The sequence below is a fragment of the Telmatospirillum sp. J64-1 genome (assembly GCF_006980715.1).
Lineage (GTDB): Bacteria > Pseudomonadota > Alphaproteobacteria > Rhodospirillales > Magnetospirillaceae > Oleiliquidispirillum > Oleiliquidispirillum nitrogeniifigens.
On record NZ_SBHN01000023.1, the window covers coordinates 60,715 to 83,125 of the forward strand.

Below are 22,411 nucleotides of genomic sequence, written 5' to 3' on the forward strand. Positions count from 1 at the left end.
CGCACCCGCCGCGGACGGGCCTGGACGGTTACATCATCATCTGACGGAAATAATTGACCGTCTCCCGCAAGCCGTCTTCCAGCGGCACCTTGGGTTCCCAGCCCATTTCCTCGCGCGCCACGGTGATGTCGGGACGGCGCTGGGTCGGGTCGTCGACCGGCAGCGGCCTGAATTCGATGCGCGAGCGGGAATTGGTCTGGCGCAGCACCATCTCGGCCAGTTCCAGCATGGTGAACTCGCCGGGATTGCCCACATTGACCGGCCCGGTCAGCTTGGGATGGTCCATAAGCCGGACGAAGGCCTCGATCATGTCGTCCACATAGCAGAAGGAACGGGTCTGCTGGCCGTCGCCATAGATGGTAATGGGCTCGCCCTTCAGCGCCTGGACGACGAAGTTCGACACCACGCGGCCGTCATTAGGGTGCATGCGCGGGCCATAGGTGTTGAAGATGCGCGCCACGCGGATCTCCACATTGTGCTGGCGGTGATAGTCAAAGAACAGCGTCTCGGCGCAGCGCTTGCCCTCGTCGTAGCAGGCGCGCGGGCCGATGGGATTGACGTTGCCCCAATAGGCTTCGACCTGGGGATGGACCAGCGGATTGCCGTAGACCTCGCTGGTCGAGGCCTGGAAGATCTTGGCCCGCGTGCGTTTGGCCAGGCCCAGCATGTTGATGGCGCCATGCACGCTGGTCTTGGTCGTCTGGACCGGGTCGAACTGGTAGTGGATGGGCGAGGCCGGGCAGGCGAGATTGTAGATTTCGTCCACTTCCACATAAAGCGGGAAGGTGACGTCGTGGCGCATGACCTCGAAGCGGGGATTGTCCATCAGACGGGCCACATTCTCGCGCCGGCCGGTGAAGTAATTGTCGACGCACAAGACGTCATGGCCGTCGGCCAGAAGACGCTCGCAAAGATGGGAGCCCAGAAAGCCGGCCCCGCCGGTGACGAGAATGCGTTTTGAAACCTGCATAGTCCTTGCGCCTCCTTAGCCGGGTTCAGGGAGGGGCGCCCGGAAAGGCGCCGCCTTCAAGTCTGTAGAAACCGCTGGCGCTCTCCCTCGAGCGCCAGCGCCGTCAGTCGTCCGCTGGCATAGGCACCGGTATCGATGCCGATGCGGTTGGTGCGTGTCTCGGGGCGGGGGACGATGGTATGGCCGTGCACCACCACCTTGCCGAAATCCGCCTTCGATTCGAGGAAGTCGCCCCGGATCCACATCAGGTCCGCCGGATTCTGGCGCTCCAGCGGAATCCCGGGCCGCACGCCCGCATGGGCGAAGAAGTAGTCCCCCTCCTGGTGGCTGACCGCCAGCCCTTCCAGGAAAGCCTTGTGTTCCGGAGGCAGGGCCGCCTCCAGCGCCAGCCGCAGGGCCTCGGTTTCGCCCAGAGTGGCCGGCATTTCCGGTGTTTCCCCCAGATAGCTTCCCAGGGTTTCCAGCCCGCCATTGATCAGCCAAGTCGGCCCCACCGCCTGTCCCTGCAGGAAGCGCAGAAGGAAATCCTCGTGATTTCCCCGCAGGGTTTTCCATTCGAAGCCGGGCGCGGGACCGGCCACCAGCCGGTCCAGCACTTCGCGCGAATGGGCGCCGCGATCGATGTAGTCGCCCAGGAAAACCACCAGCCGCCGCGAGGCGCTGGCCTGTTCGGCATCGTCTTCGATCAGGGCGAGCAATGAATCCAGCAAGTCGGCACGGCCGTGGACGTCACCGATGGCGTAGACAATACTGCCGTCAGGAACACAAGACATGCGGGCTGCTCTCTTGATCGGGCTGAAAAACATTTCTCCTCTGGTTGTAAACGGTGCACGATGCTATGACTTTGCCGTAACATCGGCCGTCTACCCGTGCGCGGCAAGCGGGGCAGATGGGTAGCGACGAAAGGCACGGGGGATGAACGCGACGGTGCAAGGCCCACTCGGCGCAAAGCAGGAAGTGGTAACCCAAGAGGCGCTGCTTTTTCAGGCCGCCGAACGTTTGTCCAAGATTCGCCAGGGATGGATCGGCATCCACCTGCACCTGTCCCAATTGCGCCCCTACAACCGGCAGGACGCGCATCTGCGCATTGCCTTGCGCATGTTCGATCCCCTGGTGAACGGCCATCGGTCGCAATTGTTCCTGCTGACCAATTCCGACATCGTCCTACTGTGCCGCGACGTGCCGCTGCGCGACCTGGATGAACTCGTCTACAAATTGCGCGCGCTGTTCGCCAAGGACCCGCTGACCTTCTCCGATTCCGGCGACGGCCGCGACCGCTTCTGCACCTGGTACGAACTGGCCGAGGATTACGAGGCCTTCTTCGCCATGGCGCGCGAGATGGACGAGGAAGCCCGCCGCCGCATGCGCCAGCAGCAGCCCGAGGGGGCTTCCCTGCCGCCGCTGGAGCCCAAGCGCCTGGGCGAATTGCTGCACCAGCTGGGCACCATCGACGTCTCGCCCTTCGTGCGCCGGCAGGCCGCCATCGACATCGCCACCGGCTCCCATGCCGGGGTCATCTTCCAGGAATTCTTCTTCTCGGTCGCCGATCTGCAGCGTGCGGTCGCGCCCGATACCGGGCTTCTCGGCAATCGCTGGCTGTTCCAGCATATGAGCGAGACGCTGGACCGCCGCATGCTGGGCGTGCTGTCCGACCTCAAGCTGAAATCCCTGCCTCCGGCGGCCAGCGTCAACCTGAATGTCGGCACCACCATCAATCCCAGCTTCAAGGAATTCGTCGCCGCCATCGAAAAGCGGGTGAAGCTGATCGTCGAAGTGCAGCTGATCGACGTCTTCTCGGATCTCGGCGCCTTCTTCTTCGCCCGCGACTGGCTGCAGGAACGGGGCCACCGGGTCCTGCTCGACGGCCTCAACCCGCTGTCGCTGCAATTCTCCGACATCACCCAATACGGCGCCGATCTGGTCAAGCTGAACTGGAGCCCCGACTATACCGAGGGCGGCACCGGCGAAGAGGTGCAGGAAGGCCTGCTGCGTTTCGGCCTGGACAAGGCCATCCTGGCCCGCTGCGATTCCGAAAGCGCCATACGCTGGGGCATGGAAACCGGCATCACCAAGTTCCAGGGCCGCTATGTCGACGCCATGCTGGCCGCCTATACCATGGCCGGATGTCCCCAGGGCAAGCCCTTGGGCTGCACGCTGGGGCAATGCATCAGCCGGCGCGGCGTGCTGTCCGGCGCGCCGCGGGCCGAATGCGGCGACCTGACCCGACTCGACGCTTTCCCCCGGATGCAGGCACCGCGGCGATAATGGCTATGACAGTGCAGAAGACCCAGATCCAGCAGCGCCTTCCGGCGCAGGAACACCTGCTTCTCGATTACCTCAACCGGCTCGACAAGCACCGCAAGGACCGCCACGCCGTCCATATCCATCTCTCGCGGCTGATGGCGCAGAACCGGCGCGAGCATCACGTGCGCATTGCCGCCAATACCTTCGACAGCCTGGTCCGCATGCTGAAGGGACAGATCTTCGTGCTGGGCAATTCGGACCTGATGTTCGTCTTCAAGGAGGCGGCGCTGGATGACGTGGAAGCGGCGATCATCAAGCTACGCTTCCTGTTCTCCGACGACCCCATGCTGGCCGACGACACCGAGGACCGCCAGGGCGTCTTCGCCACCTGGTATGCGCTGGCCAAGGATTACGACAAGGTGATCGAGCTGAGCCGCCGCATGGTGGCCGAGGAAGAACAGCGCCGCGCCCAGGAATTGCAGAAATCCCAGGGGGCGAACGTTGCCCGTTCGCGCCCGCGCAGCACAGACGACCTGACGCCGGAACTGCTGGCCCGTTGCGAACAGGCGCTGGTCCAGGCCGACCTCGCCAACCTGCTGCGCCGCCAGGCCATCTGCGCCATCGTCGGCAAGGGCGCGCCCGAACCGGTCTTCAACGAGCTTTTCATCTCGATCGCCGATCTGCGCGACACCCTGCTGCCCAACGTCAACCTCAATTCCTCGCGCTGGCTGTTCCAGCAATTGACGGAAACGCTGGACCGCCGCGTGCTGGCCCTGCTGAACAAGCATGACGACCGCACCATCGCCGGCAATGTCAGCATCAATCTCAACGTCGCCACGCTGCTGTCGCCCGATTTCCTGACCTTCGACGACAACATCAAGGCCGGAGCGCGCGGAACCATCGTTCTGGAATTGCAGAAGGTGGACATCTTCGCCGACCTGGGCGCCTATCTCTTCGCCCGCGACTTCGCCCACGAACGCGGCTACCGCATCTGCATCGACGGCATGAACCACATGACCCTGCCCTTCATCGATCGCGGACGGCTGGGCGCCGACCTGGTCAAGGTGGTGTGGGACGACGACATGCTACAGGGCAACCAGGCAAGCCGCGAACGCCTGGCCGAGGCCATCGAGCGCACCGGCCCCAGCCGCGTCATCCTGTGCCGCTGCGACACCCAGGAAGCCATCACCCTGGGCCACAGCCTCGGCATCACCCTGTTCCAGGGCCGCCATGTGGAAAATCTGCTGGCGGCGGAAATGCGCCGCCGCAACGGCGGCTTCGTGCGCGGGCGGATACGGTAAGGCTTCAGCCGTTACCGCCTGAAAAGGCTTTTGGCCCGCCCCGCCCTTCGCGACGGTCCTATTCCGACGCGCCGTTCCCCAGCAATTCGTCGCGATCCAGCATCATGCGGTCCTCGCCGCAGACGATGTAGAGGCGCCGATAGGATTTCAGCAGCGCCTCGACCCAGGCTTCCCCGGCCTCCTCGCCCAGCGCCTCGGGGCGGTCGGGGTCCACATGCAGCACAACGCTGTCCTTGTCGTCGTTGAAGGAGACGACGATGCCGCAGAGGTCGGGGCGCATGTCCTCGGGGAAGTTTTCCTCCATCAGCCAGAAGCATTCGAAGTTCCGGCAGGATTGCGGCCGCGTCTCATGGATGGCGCAGCCCCGGTCGGTGCAATGCCCGCACCATTGGTTTTCCGGCTTGCCGGTTTCCGGCACACGGAAGAAATGGCAACAGATGGTGCAGGGTCCGCAGCTACGCATGAAGGCTCTCCAAATCGCTCCGCGCCGTGGTAGCCCGTAGCAGCCCATCCTGCAATGACGAATGGGAGGGAAGGCTTGCACCGGCCCCGCCAGAAGCTAAGCTGTAACGGTTGATACGAACGCGCAAGAAAGCGCGCCGGAGGAAGCATGTCTGGGAAATGGCCGTCGCTGGCCTTGCTGGCGGCATCGGAGGTGTTGGCCCTGGCCTTGTGGTTTTCCGCCTCGGCCGTGGTGCCGTCCTTGCGTGCGGAATACGGGCTGGAGCCCTTCCACGCCTCGCTGTTCACCAGCGCCGTCCAGGCCGGTTTCGTCGCCGGCACCCTGGCCAGCGCCCTGCTGGGCCTTGCGGACCGCCTCGATCCCCGCCGTTTCTTCATGGCCTGCGCCCTGGTCGCGGGTGGCGCCAATGCCCTGATCCTGGTGGCCGATCCCACATCCTATTCGGTGACGTTGCTGCGCTTCGTCACCGGCATGTGCATGGCTGGGATCTATCCCGTCGGCATGAAGATGGCGGCAAGCTGGGCCAAGGGAGATGTCGGGCTGCTGGTCGGCATCCTGGTCGGCGCACTGACCTTCGGCTCGGCCTCGCCGCATCTGTTCAACGCCCTGGGCGGCATCGACTGGCGCTTCACCATCGGCGCCACCTCCCTGGCCGCGCTGGGGGCGGCGGTGATAATCAATTTTGTTCGTCTGGGCCCCAATCTCGGCCCCGCCCCCCGCTTCACGCCCGGCATGGCCCTGCGCGCCTGGCAGGTGAAATCCATCCGCCTCGCCAATCTCGGCTATCTCGGCCATATGTGGGAACTCTACGCCATGTGGGCGTGGATCGCCGTCTTCCTGCATGCCAGTTTCGAGCTTTCCATGCCGGGCAGCGACGCCGCCTATTGGTCGCGCCTCGCGGCCTTCGCGACGGTGGCCGCCGGGGCGGTGGGCAGCCTGGCCGGAGGCTTTTTCGCCGACCGTTGGGGACGCACCACCCTGACCATGCTGGCGATGGCGGTCAGCGGCAGCTGCGCCTTGCTCGTCGGCTTCCTGTTCGGCGCCCATCCCTGGCTGCTGGTCGCCCTGTGCCTGGTCTGGGGGGCCAGCATCGTCGCCGATTCCGCGCAATTCTCGGCCAGCGTCGCGGAACTGTCGGACCGTTCGCAGATCGGCACCATGCTGACGGTGCAGACATGCCTGGGCTTCCTGCTGACCCTGCTGACCATCCATCTGGTGCCCTGGCTGGCGGAACAGGTGAGCTGGCGCTATGCCTTCGCCAGCCTCGCCATCGGCCCCTTCCTGGGTGTCTGGGCCATGAGCAGGCTGCGCGCCCACCCCGATTCCGTCCGTCTGGCCGGCGGCAACCGCTGAAAGCATGGGGGCGTGGCCGCGAATGAGGAAAAATAATTCCCAAATGCTCGCTTGCAGCCCCTCGGCAAGCCCCCTATGTTTCTACCCATCGAGTTTGCTTTGGGCCGAAGACAGGTCACGTTCTTCAGTGACGACCCTGATGTTCCCCTGACGAATTTGATTGCTCCCCTCATAATTCTGTGTGGGGAAACGCCGGAAAGGGAGACATCCATGTCCACTGGCACCGTGAAATGGTTCAACAGCACCAAAGGCTACGGCTTCATTCAGCCTGACGACGGCACCGCCGACGTCTTCGTCCACATCTCCGCCGTCGAGCGCGCCGGCCTGGGCAACCTCCGCGAAGGCCAGAAGCTGTCCTTCGAGGCCCAGCGCGACCAGCGCAGCGGCAAGACCTCGGCCGGCAACCTGCGCGAAATCTAAGCGCGGCAGCCTTTGCCGGAAAAGATCAAGGGGCGGCTTCGGCCGCCCCTTTTTCTTTGGCTATGAACGCCTCTGCCGGCTCCATGGACTCCCGCTTCCGCGGGAGTGACGAGGAAAAAAGGGGTTGTCAGCCGTCTGAGCCGCGATGCGGCGTCCTCAGCTGCGCTGCCCGCCGGCCTCCTGCTGCTCGGCCAGTCTCTCGGCCGCCCGACGATCGGCGCGCGAGGGCAGAGGCTGGCCGGGATTGTTGATCCAGGCGGCGATGTCGTTCAGCACCACCTCGGCCTGCAGGTCGCGCATCAGCAGATGATAGCCCTGGGGATAGAGGGCCACGGTCGGGCTGGCGCCGTTGCGCGGCAATTCGCTGATCATGCGGAAGGTCGGACGCGGCGGCACGATCTCGTCGCGCTCGCCATAGAGCACCAGGGTCGGCACGGTCAGGCGGCGGCCCGCCGCCAGGGCTTCATCCATCAGATCGACCAAGCCATAGATGGCATCGGCGCGGGTTTCCTTGATCACCAGCGGATCGCGGGACAGGGCGCGCAGCATCTCGATATTGTCCGAGGGCGTGACCTTGATGACGCCCTTGCCCGACAGCTTCAGGCTGGGGAAGGTATTGGCCACCACCCACAGCGCCGCCGATTGGAAGGGATTCATGGTCGAACGCCCCCAGACCGCCGGGGCGGAAAGGATCACGCCGTCCACCTCGGGCGGGTTGGGACGGGTCATGGTCGCCATGACCACCGCGCCGCCCATGCTTTCCCCCAGCAGATAGACCGGCACGCCGGGATGGCGTTCGCGCACCATGGCGACCATGCGCTTGGCATCCTCGACCAGGGCATCGGCCCCGGCCCAGATGCCGGGGAAAGGCGCTTGGCCGAAGCCGCGCTGGTCATAGGCATAGACGGCCACGCCGCGCGCCGACAGATGCTCGCCGGCGCCGGTATAGGCCTTGGAATAATCGTTGAAGCCGTGCAGCGCCACCACCGCCGCCGTCACCTCCTGTCCCTCCGGCAACCAGGAGCGCAGGGGCAAGGCCGGCGCCTTGGCAGCCGCCGAGATCCCCTCCTCCCCTCTCACGGAAGGGGGAGAAAAGGACACTCCCAAGGGCTGCCCCTGCGAAGTGCAGGCGATCATCGCTGCGGCGGCCAGGACGACAAGGACGCGGAAAGCGTGTTTGAAAGGCGTCGGACGGACGTTTTTCACAAGCGGGCTCTACCAATGGAATCTGGGGGCCAGCGCGGAGACAACCGCCGCCGCGTCTTCGTCTACCCAATATAAGGTATGCCCCCAGTGAAGCCAGCGTCCCGTTTCTACCTCTCCTTTTGCGCGTCACGGGCCGTCCCTGTGAGCTGCAGGAAGATGTCCTCGAGGTCGGCTTCCTCGGTCGAGAGATCGGCCACGCCCAGCCCGCCGGCATGGCAGGCCGAAAGGATGGCGTCGATGGGCGTGCGGCTGGGCTTGTAGTGGAAGACCAAGCGGCCTTCCTCATCCAGCTCGGCCGAGAAGGGCGACAATTCCCCCGGCACCGCCGTCAGCGGTCGGTCCGGCGTGATGCGCAGGACCTTGGAATCCAGGCGGCGGAGCAGTTTCTGCTTGGGCTCGCAGGCCACCACCTCACCCCGGTCGATGATGGCGATCTCGTCGCAGAGCTCTTCCGCCTCTTCCAGGTAATGGGTGGTCAGGACGACCGTGGTGCCGGCCATGTTCAGCTGGCGCACATAGGCCCACAGATTCTGGCGCAATTCTATGTCCACCCCGGCGGTGGGCTCGTCCAGCACCAGGATCGGCGGCGAATGGACCATGGCCTTGGCCACCAGCAGGCGCCGCCGCATCCCGCCCGAGAGGGTGCGGGCATAGGAATCGGCCTTGTCGGTCAGTCCCACCGCTTCCAGGATTTCGTCGGTGCGGCGCTGGGACTTGGGCACGCCATACATGCCCGCCTGGACCTCCAGCAATTCGCGCGGCGTGAAGAAGGGGTCGAGGTTCAACTCCTGCGGCACCACGCCGATAGCGAGGCGGGCCTGGCGTTCGGCCTTGTCGATGTCGTGGCCCCACACCTTCACGCTGCCCGTGCTCTTGGTCACCAGACCGGCAAGGATGTTGATCAGGGTGGATTTTCCGGCACCGTTGGGGCCCAGCAAGGCAAAGAAGGAGCCGCGCGGAATCGCCAGGGACACGTCTCGCAGGGCATGTTTGGGCGCCCCGCGACCGCGATAAATTTTGTTCAGTCCGTCGATCTCGACGGCATTGGTGGGAAGCGCATCGCTCATCTATGGTGGCCCTAACTCGGTTTGGCTATACAAGATGTCGTTGAACCTGGGGCGCACATGGGTATCATCCGCCCATCATACCGGTCAAACGGATAGGCATCCCCCTACCTCTACGAGGCGTGATCATGCAGCAGCAGGAAGTGATCGAGGTCAAGACCAAGACCGTCGCATGCGACGGCGGCGGCGGCCCCTTGGGTCATCCCATGATTTATATGACCTTCAAACCCGGCGACACCGAAGTCGTCTGCCCTTATTGCTCGCGCACCTACAAGCTGCTGCCGGGCGCCAAGGACGATCATCATTGAGCCGGACTTGGCATCATTAAAGCCCGCCAGGTCCGTTTTTAAAGCCCTTCCCTTCCCCTCTGTCCCCGGCTTGCGCCAGAGCCGCCTGCCGCGGGACGCTAGATCGTAGGTGCGCGCATGAGCGGGACCACCCCCCGCCACGTCTTCCTCGTGGACGGCTCCGGATTCATCTTCCGCGCCTTCCACGCTCTTCCGCCCATGACCCGTGCCGACGGCACCCCGGTCAATGCGGTCTACGGCTTCGTCAATATGCTGATGAAGCTGTTGCAGGACACGGATGCCGATCATCTGGCGGTGATCTTCGACGCCAGCGGCCCCACCTTCCGCAGCGACATCTACCCGCAGTACAAGGCCCACCGCCCCGAACTGCCGGAAGAGCTGATCCCGCAATTCCCCCTGATCCGCGAGGCGACGCGGGCCTTCAACGTCTCCTGCCTGGAATTGCAGGGATACGAAGCCGACGACTTGATCGCCACCTATACCCGCGAGGCGGTGGAACGGGGGGCGCGCGTGACCATCGTGTCCTCGGACAAGGACCTGATGCAATTGGTAGGCGAGCGGGTGGACATGCTCGACCCCATCAAGAACCGCGTCATCGGCCCCGATCAGGTGCGCGAGAAATTCTTCGTCGGCCCCGAGCGCGTGGTGGATGTCCAGGCCCTGGCGGGCGATCCCACCGACAACGTCCCCGGCGTGCCCGGCATCGGCATCAAGACCGCCGCCCAGTTGATCCAGGATTACGGTGACCTGGAAACGCTGCTGGCCCGCGCGGGCGAGATCAAGCAGCCCAAGCGCCGCCAGACCCTGCTCGACAATGCCGAGGCCGCCCGCATCTCGCAGCAATTGGTGCGCCTCTGCGTCGATTGCCCGCTGCCCGAGCCGATGGAAAGCCTGGCGGTGCGCCAGGCCGATGCGGAATTCCTGCTGAACTTCCTCAGCCAGCAGGGCTTCAAGTCGATCCTGGGCCGGGTGCAGAGCCATCTCGCCGCCAAGGGCGCGGTGCGGGCCGAGATCGCCCCCGCCGCCGCCCCGGTGAAGCCCGAATACGAACTGGTCCTGACCGTCGAGGACCTGGACAGGTGGATCGCCCTGGCCCGCAAGGCCGGAATCATCGGCCTGGACAGCGAGACCACCGGCCTGGACGCCATGAGCTGCGATCTGGTCGGCATTTCCATGGCCGTCGCGCCGGGCAAGGCCTGCTACATCCCACTGCGCCACACCCCGACCGAGGCCCAGGGCAGCCTTGCGCTGTCCGCGCCCGAGGAAAATGCCGAGGCCGTCCGCCTGATTCCGCTGGACCAAGCGGTCGAGCGGCTGGCGCCGCTGCTGGCCGATCCCGCCGTGCTGAAGGTCGGGCATAACATCAAATACGACCTTCAGGTCCTGGACCGCCACGGCTTGGCGGTCTCGCCCATCGACGACACCATGCTGCTGTCCTACGTGCTGGACGGCGGCGCCCATGGTCACGGGCTGGACGAGCTGTGCTCGCTGCACCTGAACCATGAAACCATCAAGTTCGCCGATGTCTGCGGCACCGGCAAGGCGCAGATCACCTTCGACAAGGTGCCGCTGGACCGGGCGCTCGACTATGCCGCCGAGGATGCGGACGTCACCCTGCGCCTGCACAGCCTGCTCAAGCCGCGCCTGGTGGCCGAGCACATGGTCACGGTCTACGAGACGCTGGAACGCCCCCTGGTGCCGGTCCTGGCCGCCATGGAACGCGAAGGCATCAAGGTCGATGCCGCCGAGCTGAAGGCCCTGTCCGAGGATTTCGGCCGCCGTCTAGCCACTTTCGAGGAAGAGATCCACAAACTGGCCGGGCGCACGTTCAATATCGGCTCGCCCAAACAATTGGGCGAGATCCTGTTCGACGAGCTCGGCCTGCCCGGCGGCAAGAAAAGCAAGACCGGGGCCTATTCCACCGGCGCCGATATCCTGGAAAACCTTGCCGCCCAGGGCCACGACCTGCCCGCCCGCGTGCTCGACTGGCGCCAGTTGGCCAAGCTGAAAAGCACCTATGCCGATGCCTTGGGCGGCCAGATCAATCCGAAGACCGGGCGCATCCATACCAGCTATTCCATGGCCGTCACCACGACGGGCCGCCTGTCTTCCTCGGACCCGAACCTGCAGAACATCCCGATCCGCAGCGAGGACGGGCGCAAGATCCGCCGCGCCTTCGTGGCGCCCGAGGGCTGCAAGCTGCTGTCGGCCGACTATTCGCAGATCGAGCTGCGCTTGGTGGCCCACGTGGCGAATATCGAGGGGCTGAAACAGGCCTTCCACGAGGGCACCGACATTCATGCCGTCACCGCCAGCCAGGTCTTCGGCGTGCCGGTCGAGGGTATGGACCCGATGATCCGCCGTCAGGCCAAGGCCATCAATTTCGGCATCATCTACGGCATCAGCGCCTTCGGCCTGGCGAACCAGCTGGGCATCCCCCAGGGCGAGGCGAAGCGCTATATCGAGGCCTATTTCGCCCGCTATCCGGAAATCCGCGACTATATGGAGCGGACCAAGGAAGAGGCGCGAGAAAAGGGCTTCGTGACCACGCCCTTCGGCCGCAAATGCTTCACGCCGGGCATCAAGGACCGCAACGGCGCCATGCGCAGCTTCGCCGAGCGCGCGGCCATCAACGCGCCCATCCAGGGCGGGGCCGCCGACATCATCAAGCGCGCCATGCTGCGCCTGCCTCCGGCCCTGGCCGCGGCGGGGCTGTCGGCCAAGATGCTGCTGCAGGTGCATGACGAATTGGTCTTCGAAGTGCCCGATGCCGAGGTCGAGGCCACCCGTGCCCTGGTCAAGCAGGTGATGGAAAGCGCCGCCAGCCTGGACGTGCCGCTGGTGGTCGAGACCGGTGCGGCGGAGAATTGGGCGCTCGCGCATTAGGCTTCTGTTCTTTCTCCCGTCATTCCCGCGCAAGCGGAGGTGACGGAGAGAATGGGAGGCGGCGCAAAACCAAAACAATGTGAACGACAGCAGACAGGGGGGTGAATGGGGATGGACGCAGCAACGCTGCATCTGGTGGTCGTGTTCGCCGTGTTGGTGGCCACCCTGGTCGCCTTCATGAAGGAATGGGTACCGCCCGAAATGGTGGCGCTCTGCGTGCCGCCGGTGCTGCTGATCAGCGGCGTGCTGACGCCCAACGAAGTGTTGGACACCCTGTCCAACAACGCCATGTTCACCATCGCCTGCATGTTCGTCCTCAGCGCCGCGCTGGAACGAACGGGCTGTATCGAGGCGCTGGGCAATGCCGTCACCCGCATGGCCGGGGAAAGCGCCCTGCTGGGTTTTGCCGGGCTGATCGCCTTTGCCGTCGTGACTTCGGCCTTCATCAACAACACCCCGGTGGTGGTGATCCTGATCCCGGTGGCGATCCGCCTGGCCCAGCATTTCCACCTGGCGCCGTCGCGCCTGCTGATCCCGCTGTCCTATGCCGCTATCCTGGGGGGCACCTGCACCCTGATCGGCACCTCGACCAATCTGGTGGTGGACGGTGTGGCCCGGCAGATGGGACAGCCCGCCTTCGGCGTGTTCGAGATCACCGGACTGGGCGTCTGCATGGCCGTCATCGGCCTGATCTATCTGATCATCGTCCAACGCTTCATGCCCGACCGCATGACCCCGTCCTTCCTGCTGGCCGAGGCCCCCGCACGCCGTTTCCTGACCGAAGTGGCCGTTCCCAGCGGCTCGCCCCTGATCGGCCAGTCCATCTCGGAAAGCAGGCTGGACGCCATTCCCGCCGCCCGCATCGTCGACCTGATCCGCGACGACGAATCACTGCGCGACGCCCTCTCCTCGGTCCGGCTGCAAAGCGGCGACCGTCTGGTCATCAAGGCCGATGTCGCCGGGCTGATGGCCCTGCGCGAGCGGGCCGGCATCGTCTTCGACGCGGAGCTTGAAGAGATCGGCACCCGCAGCACGACCATTGCCGAAGGCGTGGTCGGGCCGGGTTCGTCGCTGGTCAGCCGCAAGCTCGCCAGCGCCCAGGTCCGCCGCCATTTCGGCGTCTATATCGTCGCCGTCCATCGCCAGGGCGAGAATCTGCGCGACTTCGAGGGCACCCGTCTGGCCGTAGGCGACACCCTGCTGCTGGAAGGCCGCAACGAGGACATCCGCAAGCTGATCGAGGCGGGCGAGCTGATCAACATCACCGAGCCCCAGGAACGCCCCCTGCGCCGTGACAAAGCCCCCATCGCCGTGATCGCGGTGGCCGCAGTGATCGGGCTGGCCGCCTTCGACATCATGCCCATCGCTGGGCTGGCGCTGATCGCCGCCGTGGCGGTGGTGCTGCTGCGCTGTATCGAACCTGCCGACCTGCTGCGCGCCGTCCATTGGCCGGTGCTGCTGATCATCTTCGGCATGCTGAGCCTGGGCCTCGCCATGGACAAGACCGGGGCCGCCGCCCTGATCGCCCAGCATTCGGTGGCCATGGTCGGGGCGTTGGGGCCGATCGCCGTGCTAGCGATGCTCTATCTGCTGACCTCGATCCTAACCGAGATCGTGACCAACGCCGCCGTCGCCGTGCTGGTCACGCCGATCGCCATCGGCATGGCCTACCAGATGGGCCTCGACCCCCGCCCCTTCATCGTCGCCGTGATGTTCGGCGGCAGCGCCAGCTTCGCCACCCCCATCGGCTATCAGACCAATACCCTGGTTTATACGGCGGGCGGCTATCGCTGGTTCGATTTCGTGCGGATCGGCGCTCCCTTGAACTTCATCTTCTGGATCGCCGCGACCCTGCTGATCCCCGTCTTCTGGCCATTGCAGCCGCTCTAGCACCGTCCCACATTCCGGCGGTGGGGGAACCACCACCAGGAGATGTGCGATGCCGGAATCCGGCCCCTTCTTCGACACGGGCGGGATCAGCCTGGAACGGCTGCGCCGGGACACCCCGGGATGCAGCGAAGTCCTTCACCTGAACAATGCCGGTGCGGCGCTGATGCCGCTGCCGGTGCATCGCGCCCAGGTCGGACATCTCGCCCGCGAATTGATGCGCGGCGGAACCCGTGCCGCCCGCGAGGCCGCCGAGGACGCCGAGGGCTTCTACTCCGCCGCCGCGAAGCTGCTGGGCTGCGGCAGGGATGAAATCGCCTTTGCCGTCAGCGCCACCCAGGCCTGGCAGACCGCCTTCCATGCCCTGGACCTGAAACGCGGCAGCCGCGTCCTGATCGGACGGGCCGAATATGGCAGCAACCTGATGAGCCTCTATCAGGAGGCCAGGCGAAGAGGGCTGGAGATCGAGATCCTGCCCGACGATGCCGCCACCGGCAGCGTCTCGCTGGAGGCCCTGGCCGCCGCCCTGGAACGTCCGGCGGGCCTGCTTGCCGTCACCCATCTCGCCAGCACCGGCGGAGCCGTCGCCCCGGCCCGCGAGATCGGCGCCCTGGCCCGGCGGCAGGGCGTTCCCTTCCTGCTCGACGCCTGTCAGACGGTCGGCCAGATGCCGGTGGACGTGAAAAGAATCGGCTGCGACATGCTGGCCGCGACAGGGCGGAAATGGCTGCGCGGTCCGCGCGGCAGCGGCCTGCTCTATGTCCGCGGCGAGATGCTGGACCGCCTGTGCCCGCCCCTGCCCGACCTCGCTGGTTTCCGCTGGACCGGGCCGGAAGATTTCGTCCCGCGCGGCGCGGCCCGCCGCTTCGAGCAATACGAACATTCCCTGGCCGCGCGCATCGCCCTGACCCAGGCGATCCTCTATTGCCTGGAGGTCGGCCCGGAAACCATCTGGCAGGATGTGCGCCGCCTGGCCGACAAGCTGCGGAAAGACTTGTCCGCCGTTCCCGGCGTGACGCTCCAGGAATGCGGCGCCCCGCTGGCCGGTATCGTCACCTTCGAATTGGAGCGCATGTCTGCGGCGCAGGCGGCACAGGCCCTGGCGGCGAAAGGAATCAATGTTTCCGTCGCGGAAGCCGGGGCGGCGCCGCTGGATTTCGCGGAACGGGGCCTGACGGCCCTGCTGCGCGCCTCGCCGCATTACTACAACACGGAAGGCGAGATCGCCCGCTTCTGCGAGACGTTGCGGAAACTGTAGGGGCGGAAACTATAGGGGCGGAAACTGTCGGGAAGGTGGCCAGCCCCCGAAAGCAGCCTCTTGGCATCTTTGTGTCTTGGTCGCTTTCTAAACGCGAGGAACCGCCAAGACAGAAAGACACCAAGGCCAAGAATAGAGACAAAAAGAGTCTCTGCGGAGCAGTAGGCTCCGCTGTCATGGCCAGAAAAGAAAAAGGGCGGCAATCCGAAGATTGCCGCCCTTCTTTTTTAGATCAGGTCGACGCGCTCGGCCTGCGGGCCCTTCTGGCCCATGCTGACCGACATGCGCACGCGCTGGTCGGTTTCCAGGGCACGGAGACCCGAGCGTTCCAGCGCCTTGATGTGGACGAACACGTCCTTGCCGCCCTCATCGGGAGCGACAAAGCCGAAGCCCTTGTCGGCGCTGAAGAACTTGACGGTGCCTTCGACCGTTTCGGAAGGCATCGACATGTGGCCGCCACCACGCGGAGCGGAGCGGGGAGACGCGACGGCGGTGCTGCTGTCGACGCTATGCACGTTCATGACCTGCGGGCCACGCTGGCCCGGGCCCAGGTCGCAAACGATGGTTGCGCCTTCCTCGACTTCACCCAGACCGGCGCGGGTCAGCACGGAGACGTGCAGGAACGCGTCCTGCGAACCGTCCGTCGGCGCGACGAAGCCGAAGCCCTTCGAGGCGTTGAACCACTTCACCGTAGCGGTGACGTTCGGAGTATCCACAACCGCTTGGCGGGGGGCACCACCACCGAAGCCCATCGAGGGGCTGCGGCTGGGCATCCGAGGCTCAAAGGCCGCCTCGAAATCATCCCCACGCCCACCACGCCGCGGGCGATCGCCAAAGTTGTCGCGCTTCCATGCCATGTTCTAACTTCCAGTCCGTTAGGTATCTTAATCTACTCGTCTGTCGCCGCTGGCCTACTCAGCCTCGGCCGTTCCGACCTTCCACCCTGTCCCCCGGCGCGTCCCCGCGATGACGGGAACTGGTCCGGCGTTTTCCAGGCCACAGCCCAAAGCCTGGAATACAAGGCGGTTGTGTCGGCTTCGTCCTGCCGCAACGTATTCCTGTTTTGCCCACTCGATCTCGAAGTCAGCGACCATGGCGGGGCGCTTCCGTGCCAACACGACCTTTCCCGGCGGCTCGGGGCCGCAGGGCTCGGAAAGACGTATCAGCGGTTACCAACTCCATCCCGGATGTCCAAGGTGGCGAGACCGACTACTCATCATAGCACTATTCTGTCCGCCGTCACTGTTCTTGACGAGGAAGAATGTGTGAAAAAGAAAGCGTGTCCTTCTTGCCACAGGCCATTCGGCCAAGTCCTTCTATACGGAAGGAAAGGTGATCGCCATAGCTAGGCGAGCATTACCTCCTTTTCGCTTAGGCTTTCCTGGAGGTCGTGGTCACGCAGGAAGACCCATTCCTTGCCGTTCGACAGATCCGCACGGAAGCGATAGCCGGATGCACAGAAATCCTTCAGCGCCTCGGGCTCGTCGATGCGGTTCTCGATCATGAAGCGGGCCATCATGCCGCGCGCGCGCTTGGCCATCAGGCCGATGACCTTGGCCTGGCCGCCCTTGACCTCCTTGAAGACCGGCGTGATCAGGGGCACCGACAGGCGCTTGGCCCCCACCGCCTTGAAATATTCCGTCGAGGCCAGGTTGACGATGACCGGGCTCGCATGGCCGGCGACGGCGGCTTCCGCCGCCTGGGCGAGACGCGCCCCCCAGAAGTCGTACAGATCGTTGCCGCGCGGATTCGCCATCCGCGTCCCCATCTCCAGGCGGTAGGGCTGGATCAGGTCGAAGGGGCGCAGAAGGCCGTAAAGGCCGGACAGAATGCCCAGATGGTCCTGTGCCCAGGTCAGGTCCTCCACCCCCAGCGTCGAAGCCTCCAGGCCGATATAGGTGTCACCGGCGAAAGCGAGGACCGCCTGTTTGGCGTTCTGCGGCGTAAAAGGCGTGGAAAAGGAGCGGAAGCGTTCATAATTCATATCCGCAAGGCTGGGGCTGATGTCCATCAGGCGGGACAGATCGGCCCGCGACAGCCCCCGTGCCGTTTCCACCAGGATCGCCGTTTCCTCGAGGAAGGCGGGCTGGGTATGGGGCAAGGGCAGCACGGGCGGATCGAAGTCCAGCTTCTTGGCGGGCGACAGCAGGGCCAGCATGACAGGGCTCTCCGTTTGGCAATGAAACCACAAGGCTTCTACCCCAGCCGAGGCAGCCCCACCAGACCAAATGGGCTGGAAATTCTGGCCCGGAGCGGCGGCACCGGTTAAGGTGCCGCTTCGTTTAATCGAGAGGTGATCATGTCCGACCAGATCCGCGCTTCGCATATCCTCCTGATGTATCAGGGCTCGATGCGCTCGACCGCCACCCGCTCGCGCGAAGAAGCGGAAACCCAGATTGCCGAACTGAAGGCCCGTATCGACAACGGCGCCGAGTTCGCCGACGTCGCCCGCGAATTCTCCGATTGCCCCTCCTCCGCCGAAGGCGGCAGCCTAGGCAGCTTCGGCCGCGGCATGATGGTCAAGGGCTTCGAGGACGCCGCCTTCGCCCTGCAGCCCGGCGAAGTTTCCGGCGTGGTCGAGACGCCGTTCGGCTTCCACCTGATCCAGCGCACCGCCTGATCATGCTCGCGGTCTACGGCATCAAGAGCTGCGACACCTGCCGCAAGGCCCGTGCCTGGCTCGAGTCCCAGGGCATCGCCCACCATTGGCACGATCTGCGCGCCGATGGCCTGGACCAGGCGATGCTGGACCGCTGGATCGGCAGGCTGGGCTGGGAGGCGCTGCTCAACAAGCGCGGCACCACTTGGCGCGGCCTGCCGGCCGAACAGACCGCCGGTCTCAACGAAGACAAGGCGAAGGCGCTGATGCTGGCCCATCCGGCCCTGATCAAGCGCCCCGTCTTCGAACGCGACGGCATGGTCGTCCTGGGCTTCACCGACGCCCAGAAGGCACAGCTGGCCGCCCCCACGCCCGCCTAGGCACAGGAGAGCATCATGGCCGAGTCACCCGACAAGCTGCGGAAAAGCGACGAGGAATGGCGGGCCGAACTGACGCCCGAGCAATACAATATATGCCGTTGCGGCGGCACCGAGGCGCCCTTCACCGGCAAGTACTGGGACACCAAGACACCGGGCATCTATGTCTGCGCCTGCTGCGGCAACGAATTGTTCAGCAGCGAGACGAAATACGATTCCGGCAGTGGCTGGCCCAGCTTCTTCGCCCCCATCCGCGAGGACGCCGTCGCCACCCGCCTCGACACCAGTCACGGCATGATCCGCGACGAAGCGATCTGCGCCCGCTGCGAAGCCCATCTGGGCCACGTCTTCAACGACGGCCCCCGCCCGACGGGCATGCGCTGGTGCATGAACTCCGCCTCGCTCAGGCTGATCCCGAAAGAAGCGTAAAGAAGCGAAACAGCCCGTTTCATTCCTGAAACAGTTTTCCGGCCGGGGCCACGCCCCGCGCCGGAATTTTTTTTATTCTTTTTCAATGCCTTTCATCTCTCCAGCCGAGTTGGCACGACGAATGCAATCATTGGGGCAGCCGGAGCCGGTGGGTTGATCCCCCGGTACCGGGGACACGGAAGCCCCGACCGGAGAGGACGCCTTTTCGGCAGCCTTGGTATCTGCGTGCAGACGAAATCCTACGGAGGGAAACAGATGAAAAAGTCGCTTCTGACCGGCGTTGCCGCCGCCGCCCTGATGTTCTCGGCGTCGGCTTGGGCCACGGACATCGATGGCAGCTACAACGAAGCCGGCACCGGCGCTGGTGACGCGATCGCGGGTATGGGCAATATCGTCGACTCCCAGAACGATAGCAGCACCAACCTGAACCTGTCGGCGAACGACAATTCGGTCACCGACTCCTACAATGAAACCAACCTCAACCTGTCGGCGAACGACAACTCGGTCACCGACTCCAACAACGAAACCCATCTGAACCTGTCGGCGAACGACAACTCGATCACCGACTCCCACAACGACAACAGCACCAATGTCGCGGTGGCCGTCGACGTGGATGCCACGATCGACAGCAGCGACAACTCGATCACCGACTCCCATAACGACAACAGCGACAACTCGATCGCTGACTCCTACAACACCGCTATCAGCGACTCCTTCAACGACAACAGCACCAACACCGCGACCAGCACCACGACGACGACCAGCGGCAGCTACAACAACACCTTCAACACGACGGAGCTGACGATGGAAAACACCATCGACATGTCCTCGTCGAACACCGACACCTCCTTCACGCTGAGCGCCGGTCCGTCGCGTGGCGGCGATGCCACCTCGGGCGAAACCTCGGCCACTCCCACGGCCGCCGTGGATGCCACCAACACCGCCGGTGCCTTCGACGGTGAAGTCAGCGGCCTGACCGGCGGCACCACCGGCGCTGCCGTTGACGGCGTGGCCGGCGGCGAATCCACCGCCACGGCCGGCGGTTCGACCAGCGGGGCTGGCGGTCTGGCCGTTTCCCTGCAGGGCAACCTGGGCCTGTCCGCTGCCGGTGCCGACGCCGATGGCGCCGACGGTGCCGAAGCCAATGCCGGTGGCGTGGGCGTGACCGTTCCGGTCTCCGTCGCCGTGACCGACGAATCCGGCGGCGGCAACGGCGCTGGTTCCCAGGGCAACGCCAATGTCGACTCCGCCGCGACCGGCGGCAACGGCGGCACCAACAGCCCGACGGCTGATGCCGATCTGGCTCAGGCCGGTGAATCCCGCGCCAATGCCGGCAACGGCGGCAACGCCAACACCACCGCCACGGGCGGCGAAGGCGGCGATGCCAGCGCGATCGCCGAAAGCGGCAACGGTGGCGCGGCCACCGGCAGCCTGACCGGCGCGGGCGGCAATGCCGAGCAGACCGCCGCGGCCAACCTGGACACCCAGGTCTTCGGCGGCGACGCTTGGGGTGGTTCGGCTGGCAACGTGACCGCCAGCTTCTCGACCGGCGCCCTGGGCTCGGTCAGCTTCAATCAGGTCAACGGCCTGACCGCGCTGTCCATGAGCACCGGCATCAACACCCACCAGCTGCAGTCGGTCAACATCAACGCCCACTCGTCCTTCCGTTAAGGACGAAGACCGGCCGGCGGGAATTCCTCCCGCCGGCCGTGTCGCGTTGTGCGCATGTGATGGAGAGAGCAATGACTGTACGGATTGCCACTGTGGCCGCCTGTGCCCTCTTCCTGGCCGCTCCGGCCTGGGCGGGGGAACTGGATGCCCTCGCAGGCTGGCAGGAAATGCCGGGAGAAGAACTGGCCAGCGCCGCCGGCCGCTACGACAACTTCGAGATCAACACCAACGTCACCCAGAACAACAACACCAATATCGACAGCGCCAACAACAACAACACCATCGGCCTCGGCAACGGCGCGAGCATGAACAACGGCGCCATCGGCAATGTCGGCATGTCCCATAACAGCGGTGTCCTGACCGTGATGCAGAACACCGGGAACCTGGTGAACATGAACCATGCCATGAGCGTGAACGTCTATTTGCAATAGCCGTCACGCCCGGACGGGAGAGACGCGATGCCCCGCAAAACCCCGCTGTCCCACAAGACTCCGTTGATCGCCGCCGCCTTGGCTGTCTGCCTTTACGGCGGCAGCGCCGTTTCTGCCGCGGCCGGAGAAGTACGGGCCCATGTCGCCGGAGCCAGTTTCTCGATGCCGGTGATCAGCATGAAGGAAGCCCGTTTCAAGCGAGTGGTGCAGCAGGAATACGACTTTTCCTGCGGCTCGGCCGCCATCGCCACGCTGTTGACCTATCATTACGGCCGTCCCACGCCCGAGAAGGAAGTCTTCAAGGCCATGTGGGAGAACGGCGACCAGCAGGCCATCCGCAAGCACGGTTTTTCGCTGCTGGACATGAAAGCCTATCTCGCGACCCACGGATTGCGCTCCGACGGGTTCCGGGTACCGCTGGACAAGCTGATCGAAGTCGGCGTTCCCGCCGTCACCCTGATCGACACCAAGGGCTATCGCCACTTCGTGGTGATCAAGGGCATCCGCGACGGGCGCATCCTCATCGGTGATCCCGCCCTGGGCGTGAAGACTATGGGGCGGGAGGATTTCGAGAAGATCTGGAGCGGCGTGCTTTTCGTGATCCGTGACGAAACGCCGGTGGGCCAGGCCAGCTTCAATCAGGTCGAGGAATGGGGGTTGCAGCCATCTTCTCCGCTGGAGACCGGGTTCCAACGGCGAGGGCTGGGGTCAGCCACCCTGCCCTTGCATCACCTTACCTTGCCCTTGCGCAGCGGTAGCATCGGCGGCTTCTAGGAGCCGCCTGATCTGTTTTCCGGCGCGGAAACGGAGAGACTCCACGAATGAACGACAACAACAATATCCAACCCAGATCGCATCCTGCACGCAACCGCCTTGCCGTCGCGGCCATCGCCGGCAGCCTGGCCCTGGCCGGGTTCTCCGCCGGTGCCGCCGCCCTGGAAGGGCCGGCGACCTTCGCCGAATTCTCGCCCCTGGGCGCGGAAGAGATGAACGAGCTGCGCGGCGGTATGAGCTTCGGCAACCTGACCTTCAACTTCGCCGTCGACATCCGCACCACCGTCGAGACCGCAACCGGCGATATCGGCCTGACCACCCGCCTGACCCTCGATCAGATGGGCAATATCCAGGACGTGGTCAGCGACGTGGTGAAGAACGGCATGGACGGCATCACCTTCACCACGCCCAACGGAACCGGCACGGATATCGGCCTCGTCGTCGGCCCGGACGGCGCCGTGCCCGATGCCGCGGCCCTGGCCGAGGCCATCACCGCCGAGGCGACCCGGGTATTGCACCAGATCTCCTCCAACTCGGTCGGCGTCGTCATCAGCAACAATCTCAACGACGTGACCGTCAACAACGCCACCGACTTCCACATCACGGCACCCGGCTTCAACAACGCCGTGACGCATTTCAACAGCGTCGCCAATGCCGCCCGCGTCGCACGCGAAGCGGCCCGGCTCGGCCATCGCTACTGACAGCCTGATCCGCCCTCCGGCGGGCTGGCGGACAAAGGCCCGGACGGAAACGTCCGGGCCTTTTGTCCG

The 22,411-nt window shown here is 64.9% G+C and carries 22 protein-coding genes; 15 read left to right on the top strand and 7 right to left on the bottom strand.

Features of this window, described 5'->3' with window-relative positions; genetic code table 11:
- Positions 1–28: 28 nt before the first annotated feature.
- Together EPD66_RS19245 and EPD66_RS19250 are read right to left on the bottom strand one after the other, a co-directional pair.
- Complete coding sequence (locus EPD66_RS19245) at positions 29–970, bottom strand: UDP-glucuronic acid decarboxylase family protein (RefSeq protein WP_142850146.1); 942 nt, start codon at positions 968–970, stop codon at positions 29–31.
- Between the two features lie 56 nt (positions 971–1,026).
- Positions 1,027–1,743, bottom strand: coding sequence for a metallophosphoesterase (locus EPD66_RS19250; protein WP_255448584.1), 717 nt, complete (start codon positions 1,741–1,743; stop codon positions 1,027–1,029).
- 226 nt (positions 1,744–1,969) lie between these two features.
- On the opposite strand from EPD66_RS19250, the gene EPD66_RS19255 reads away from it, so the two are divergent.
- Together EPD66_RS19255 and EPD66_RS19260 are read left to right on the top strand one after the other, a co-directional pair.
- The gene (locus EPD66_RS19255) at positions 1,970–3,235 is read left to right on the top strand and encodes a hypothetical protein (RefSeq protein ID WP_142850148.1); all 1,266 of its coding nucleotides are present in this window, start codon (positions 1,970–1,972) and stop codon (positions 3,233–3,235) included.
- 5 nt (positions 3,236–3,240) lie between these two features.
- Entirely contained in the window at positions 3,241–4,515 is a 1,275-nt protein-coding gene (locus tag EPD66_RS19260; protein ID WP_142850149.1) for an EAL domain-containing protein, read from the top strand.
- Between the two features lie 58 nt (positions 4,516–4,573).
- Here EPD66_RS19260 and EPD66_RS19265 read toward each other — a convergent pair whose 3' ends face one another.
- Positions 4,574–4,978 carry a hypothetical protein gene (locus EPD66_RS19265; RefSeq protein ID WP_142850150.1) on the bottom strand — a complete coding sequence of 135 codons (405 nt, stop codon included), beginning with the start codon at positions 4,976–4,978 and terminating at the stop codon, positions 4,574–4,576.
- A gap of 147 nt (positions 4,979–5,125) precedes the next feature.
- Between EPD66_RS19265 and EPD66_RS19270 the strand changes: the two genes are divergently transcribed.
- Together EPD66_RS19270 and EPD66_RS19275 are read left to right on the top strand one after the other, a co-directional pair.
- Positions 5,126–6,331 (top strand): MFS transporter, encoded by a 1,206-nt coding sequence (locus EPD66_RS19270; RefSeq protein ID WP_142850151.1) that lies wholly within the window; start codon positions 5,126–5,128, stop codon positions 6,329–6,331.
- Positions 6,332–6,541: 210 nt separating this feature from the next.
- A complete protein-coding gene (locus EPD66_RS19275; protein WP_142850152.1) occupies positions 6,542–6,751 on the top strand; it encodes a cold-shock protein in 210 nt (69 codons plus the stop codon).
- 156 nt (positions 6,752–6,907) lie between these two features.
- Here EPD66_RS19275 and EPD66_RS19280 read toward each other — a convergent pair whose 3' ends face one another.
- Together EPD66_RS19280 and EPD66_RS19285 are read right to left on the bottom strand one after the other, a co-directional pair.
- Positions 6,908–7,786 carry an alpha/beta hydrolase gene (locus EPD66_RS19280; protein WP_255448585.1) on the bottom strand — a complete coding sequence of 293 codons (879 nt, stop codon included), beginning with the start codon at positions 7,784–7,786 and terminating at the stop codon, positions 6,908–6,910.
- A gap of 278 nt (positions 7,787–8,064) precedes the next feature.
- The gene (locus EPD66_RS19285; protein WP_142850153.1) at positions 8,065–9,024 is read right to left on the bottom strand and encodes an ABC transporter ATP-binding protein; all 960 of its coding nucleotides are present in this window, start codon (positions 9,022–9,024) and stop codon (positions 8,065–8,067) included.
- A 125-nt stretch (positions 9,025–9,149) separates the two neighbouring features.
- Between EPD66_RS19285 and EPD66_RS19290 the strand changes: the two genes are divergently transcribed.
- The 4 genes from EPD66_RS19290 (at position 9,150) to EPD66_RS19305 (ending at position 15,360) form a co-directional block, all read left to right on the top strand.
- Complete coding sequence (locus tag EPD66_RS19290) at positions 9,150–9,329, top strand: zinc-finger domain-containing protein (protein WP_142850154.1); 180 nt, start codon at positions 9,150–9,152, stop codon at positions 9,327–9,329.
- A 117-nt stretch (positions 9,330–9,446) separates the two neighbouring features.
- Positions 9,447–12,215, top strand: a complete 2,769-nt coding sequence (polA, locus tag EPD66_RS19295) for a DNA polymerase I (protein WP_142850155.1) — start codon at positions 9,447–9,449, stop codon at positions 12,213–12,215.
- Positions 12,216–12,326: 111 nt separating this feature from the next.
- On the top strand, positions 12,327–14,105 hold the full coding sequence (locus EPD66_RS19300) for an SLC13 family permease (RefSeq protein WP_142850156.1): 1,779 nt from the start codon (positions 12,327–12,329) through the stop codon (positions 14,103–14,105).
- 49 nt (positions 14,106–14,154) lie between these two features.
- A complete protein-coding gene (locus tag EPD66_RS19305) occupies positions 14,155–15,360 on the top strand; it encodes an aminotransferase class V-fold PLP-dependent enzyme (protein WP_142850157.1) in 1,206 nt (401 codons plus the stop codon).
- A 227-nt stretch (positions 15,361–15,587) separates the two neighbouring features.
- Here the strand turns inward: EPD66_RS19305 and EPD66_RS24765 are convergent, their stop codons facing one another.
- Positions 15,588–16,076, bottom strand: coding sequence for a cold-shock protein (locus EPD66_RS24765; protein WP_370511902.1), 489 nt, complete (start codon positions 16,074–16,076; stop codon positions 15,588–15,590).
- A gap of 629 nt (positions 16,077–16,705) precedes the next feature.
- Positions 16,706–17,518 (bottom strand): peroxide stress protein YaaA, encoded by an 813-nt coding sequence (gene yaaA, locus EPD66_RS19315; RefSeq protein WP_142850159.1) that lies wholly within the window; start codon positions 17,516–17,518, stop codon positions 16,706–16,708.
- Positions 17,519–17,659: 141 nt separating this feature from the next.
- Between yaaA and EPD66_RS19320 the strand changes: the two genes are divergently transcribed.
- The 7 genes from EPD66_RS19320 to EPD66_RS19350 all read left to right on the top strand — a co-directional run bounded on the left by EPD66_RS19320 (position 17,660) and on the right by EPD66_RS19350 (position 22,342).
- Positions 17,660–17,980 carry a peptidylprolyl isomerase gene (locus tag EPD66_RS19320; protein WP_142850160.1) on the top strand — a complete coding sequence of 107 codons (321 nt, stop codon included), beginning with the start codon at positions 17,660–17,662 and terminating at the stop codon, positions 17,978–17,980.
- Positions 17,981–17,982: 2 nt separating this feature from the next.
- Positions 17,983–18,339, top strand: coding sequence for an ArsC family reductase (locus tag EPD66_RS19325; RefSeq protein WP_142850161.1), 357 nt, complete (start codon positions 17,983–17,985; stop codon positions 18,337–18,339).
- A 15-nt stretch (positions 18,340–18,354) separates the two neighbouring features.
- On the top strand, positions 18,355–18,765 hold the full coding sequence (gene msrB / locus EPD66_RS19330) for a peptide-methionine (R)-S-oxide reductase MsrB (protein WP_142850162.1): 411 nt from the start codon (positions 18,355–18,357) through the stop codon (positions 18,763–18,765).
- A gap of 255 nt (positions 18,766–19,020) precedes the next feature.
- Positions 19,021–20,436 carry a hypothetical protein gene (locus tag EPD66_RS19335; RefSeq protein ID WP_142850163.1) on the top strand — a complete coding sequence of 472 codons (1,416 nt, stop codon included), beginning with the start codon at positions 19,021–19,023 and terminating at the stop codon, positions 20,434–20,436.
- Positions 20,437–20,507: 71 nt separating this feature from the next.
- Entirely contained in the window at positions 20,508–20,867 is a 360-nt protein-coding gene (locus EPD66_RS19340) for a hypothetical protein (protein WP_142850164.1), read from the top strand.
- A 27-nt stretch (positions 20,868–20,894) separates the two neighbouring features.
- Positions 20,895–21,641: a C39 family peptidase gene (locus EPD66_RS19345; RefSeq protein ID WP_142850165.1), complete on the top strand. Its 747-nt coding sequence runs from the start codon at positions 20,895–20,897 to the stop codon at positions 21,639–21,641.
- A gap of 47 nt (positions 21,642–21,688) precedes the next feature.
- Entirely contained in the window at positions 21,689–22,342 is a 654-nt protein-coding gene (locus tag EPD66_RS19350) for a hypothetical protein (protein WP_142850166.1), read from the top strand.
- Positions 22,343–22,411 lie beyond the last annotated feature (69 nt).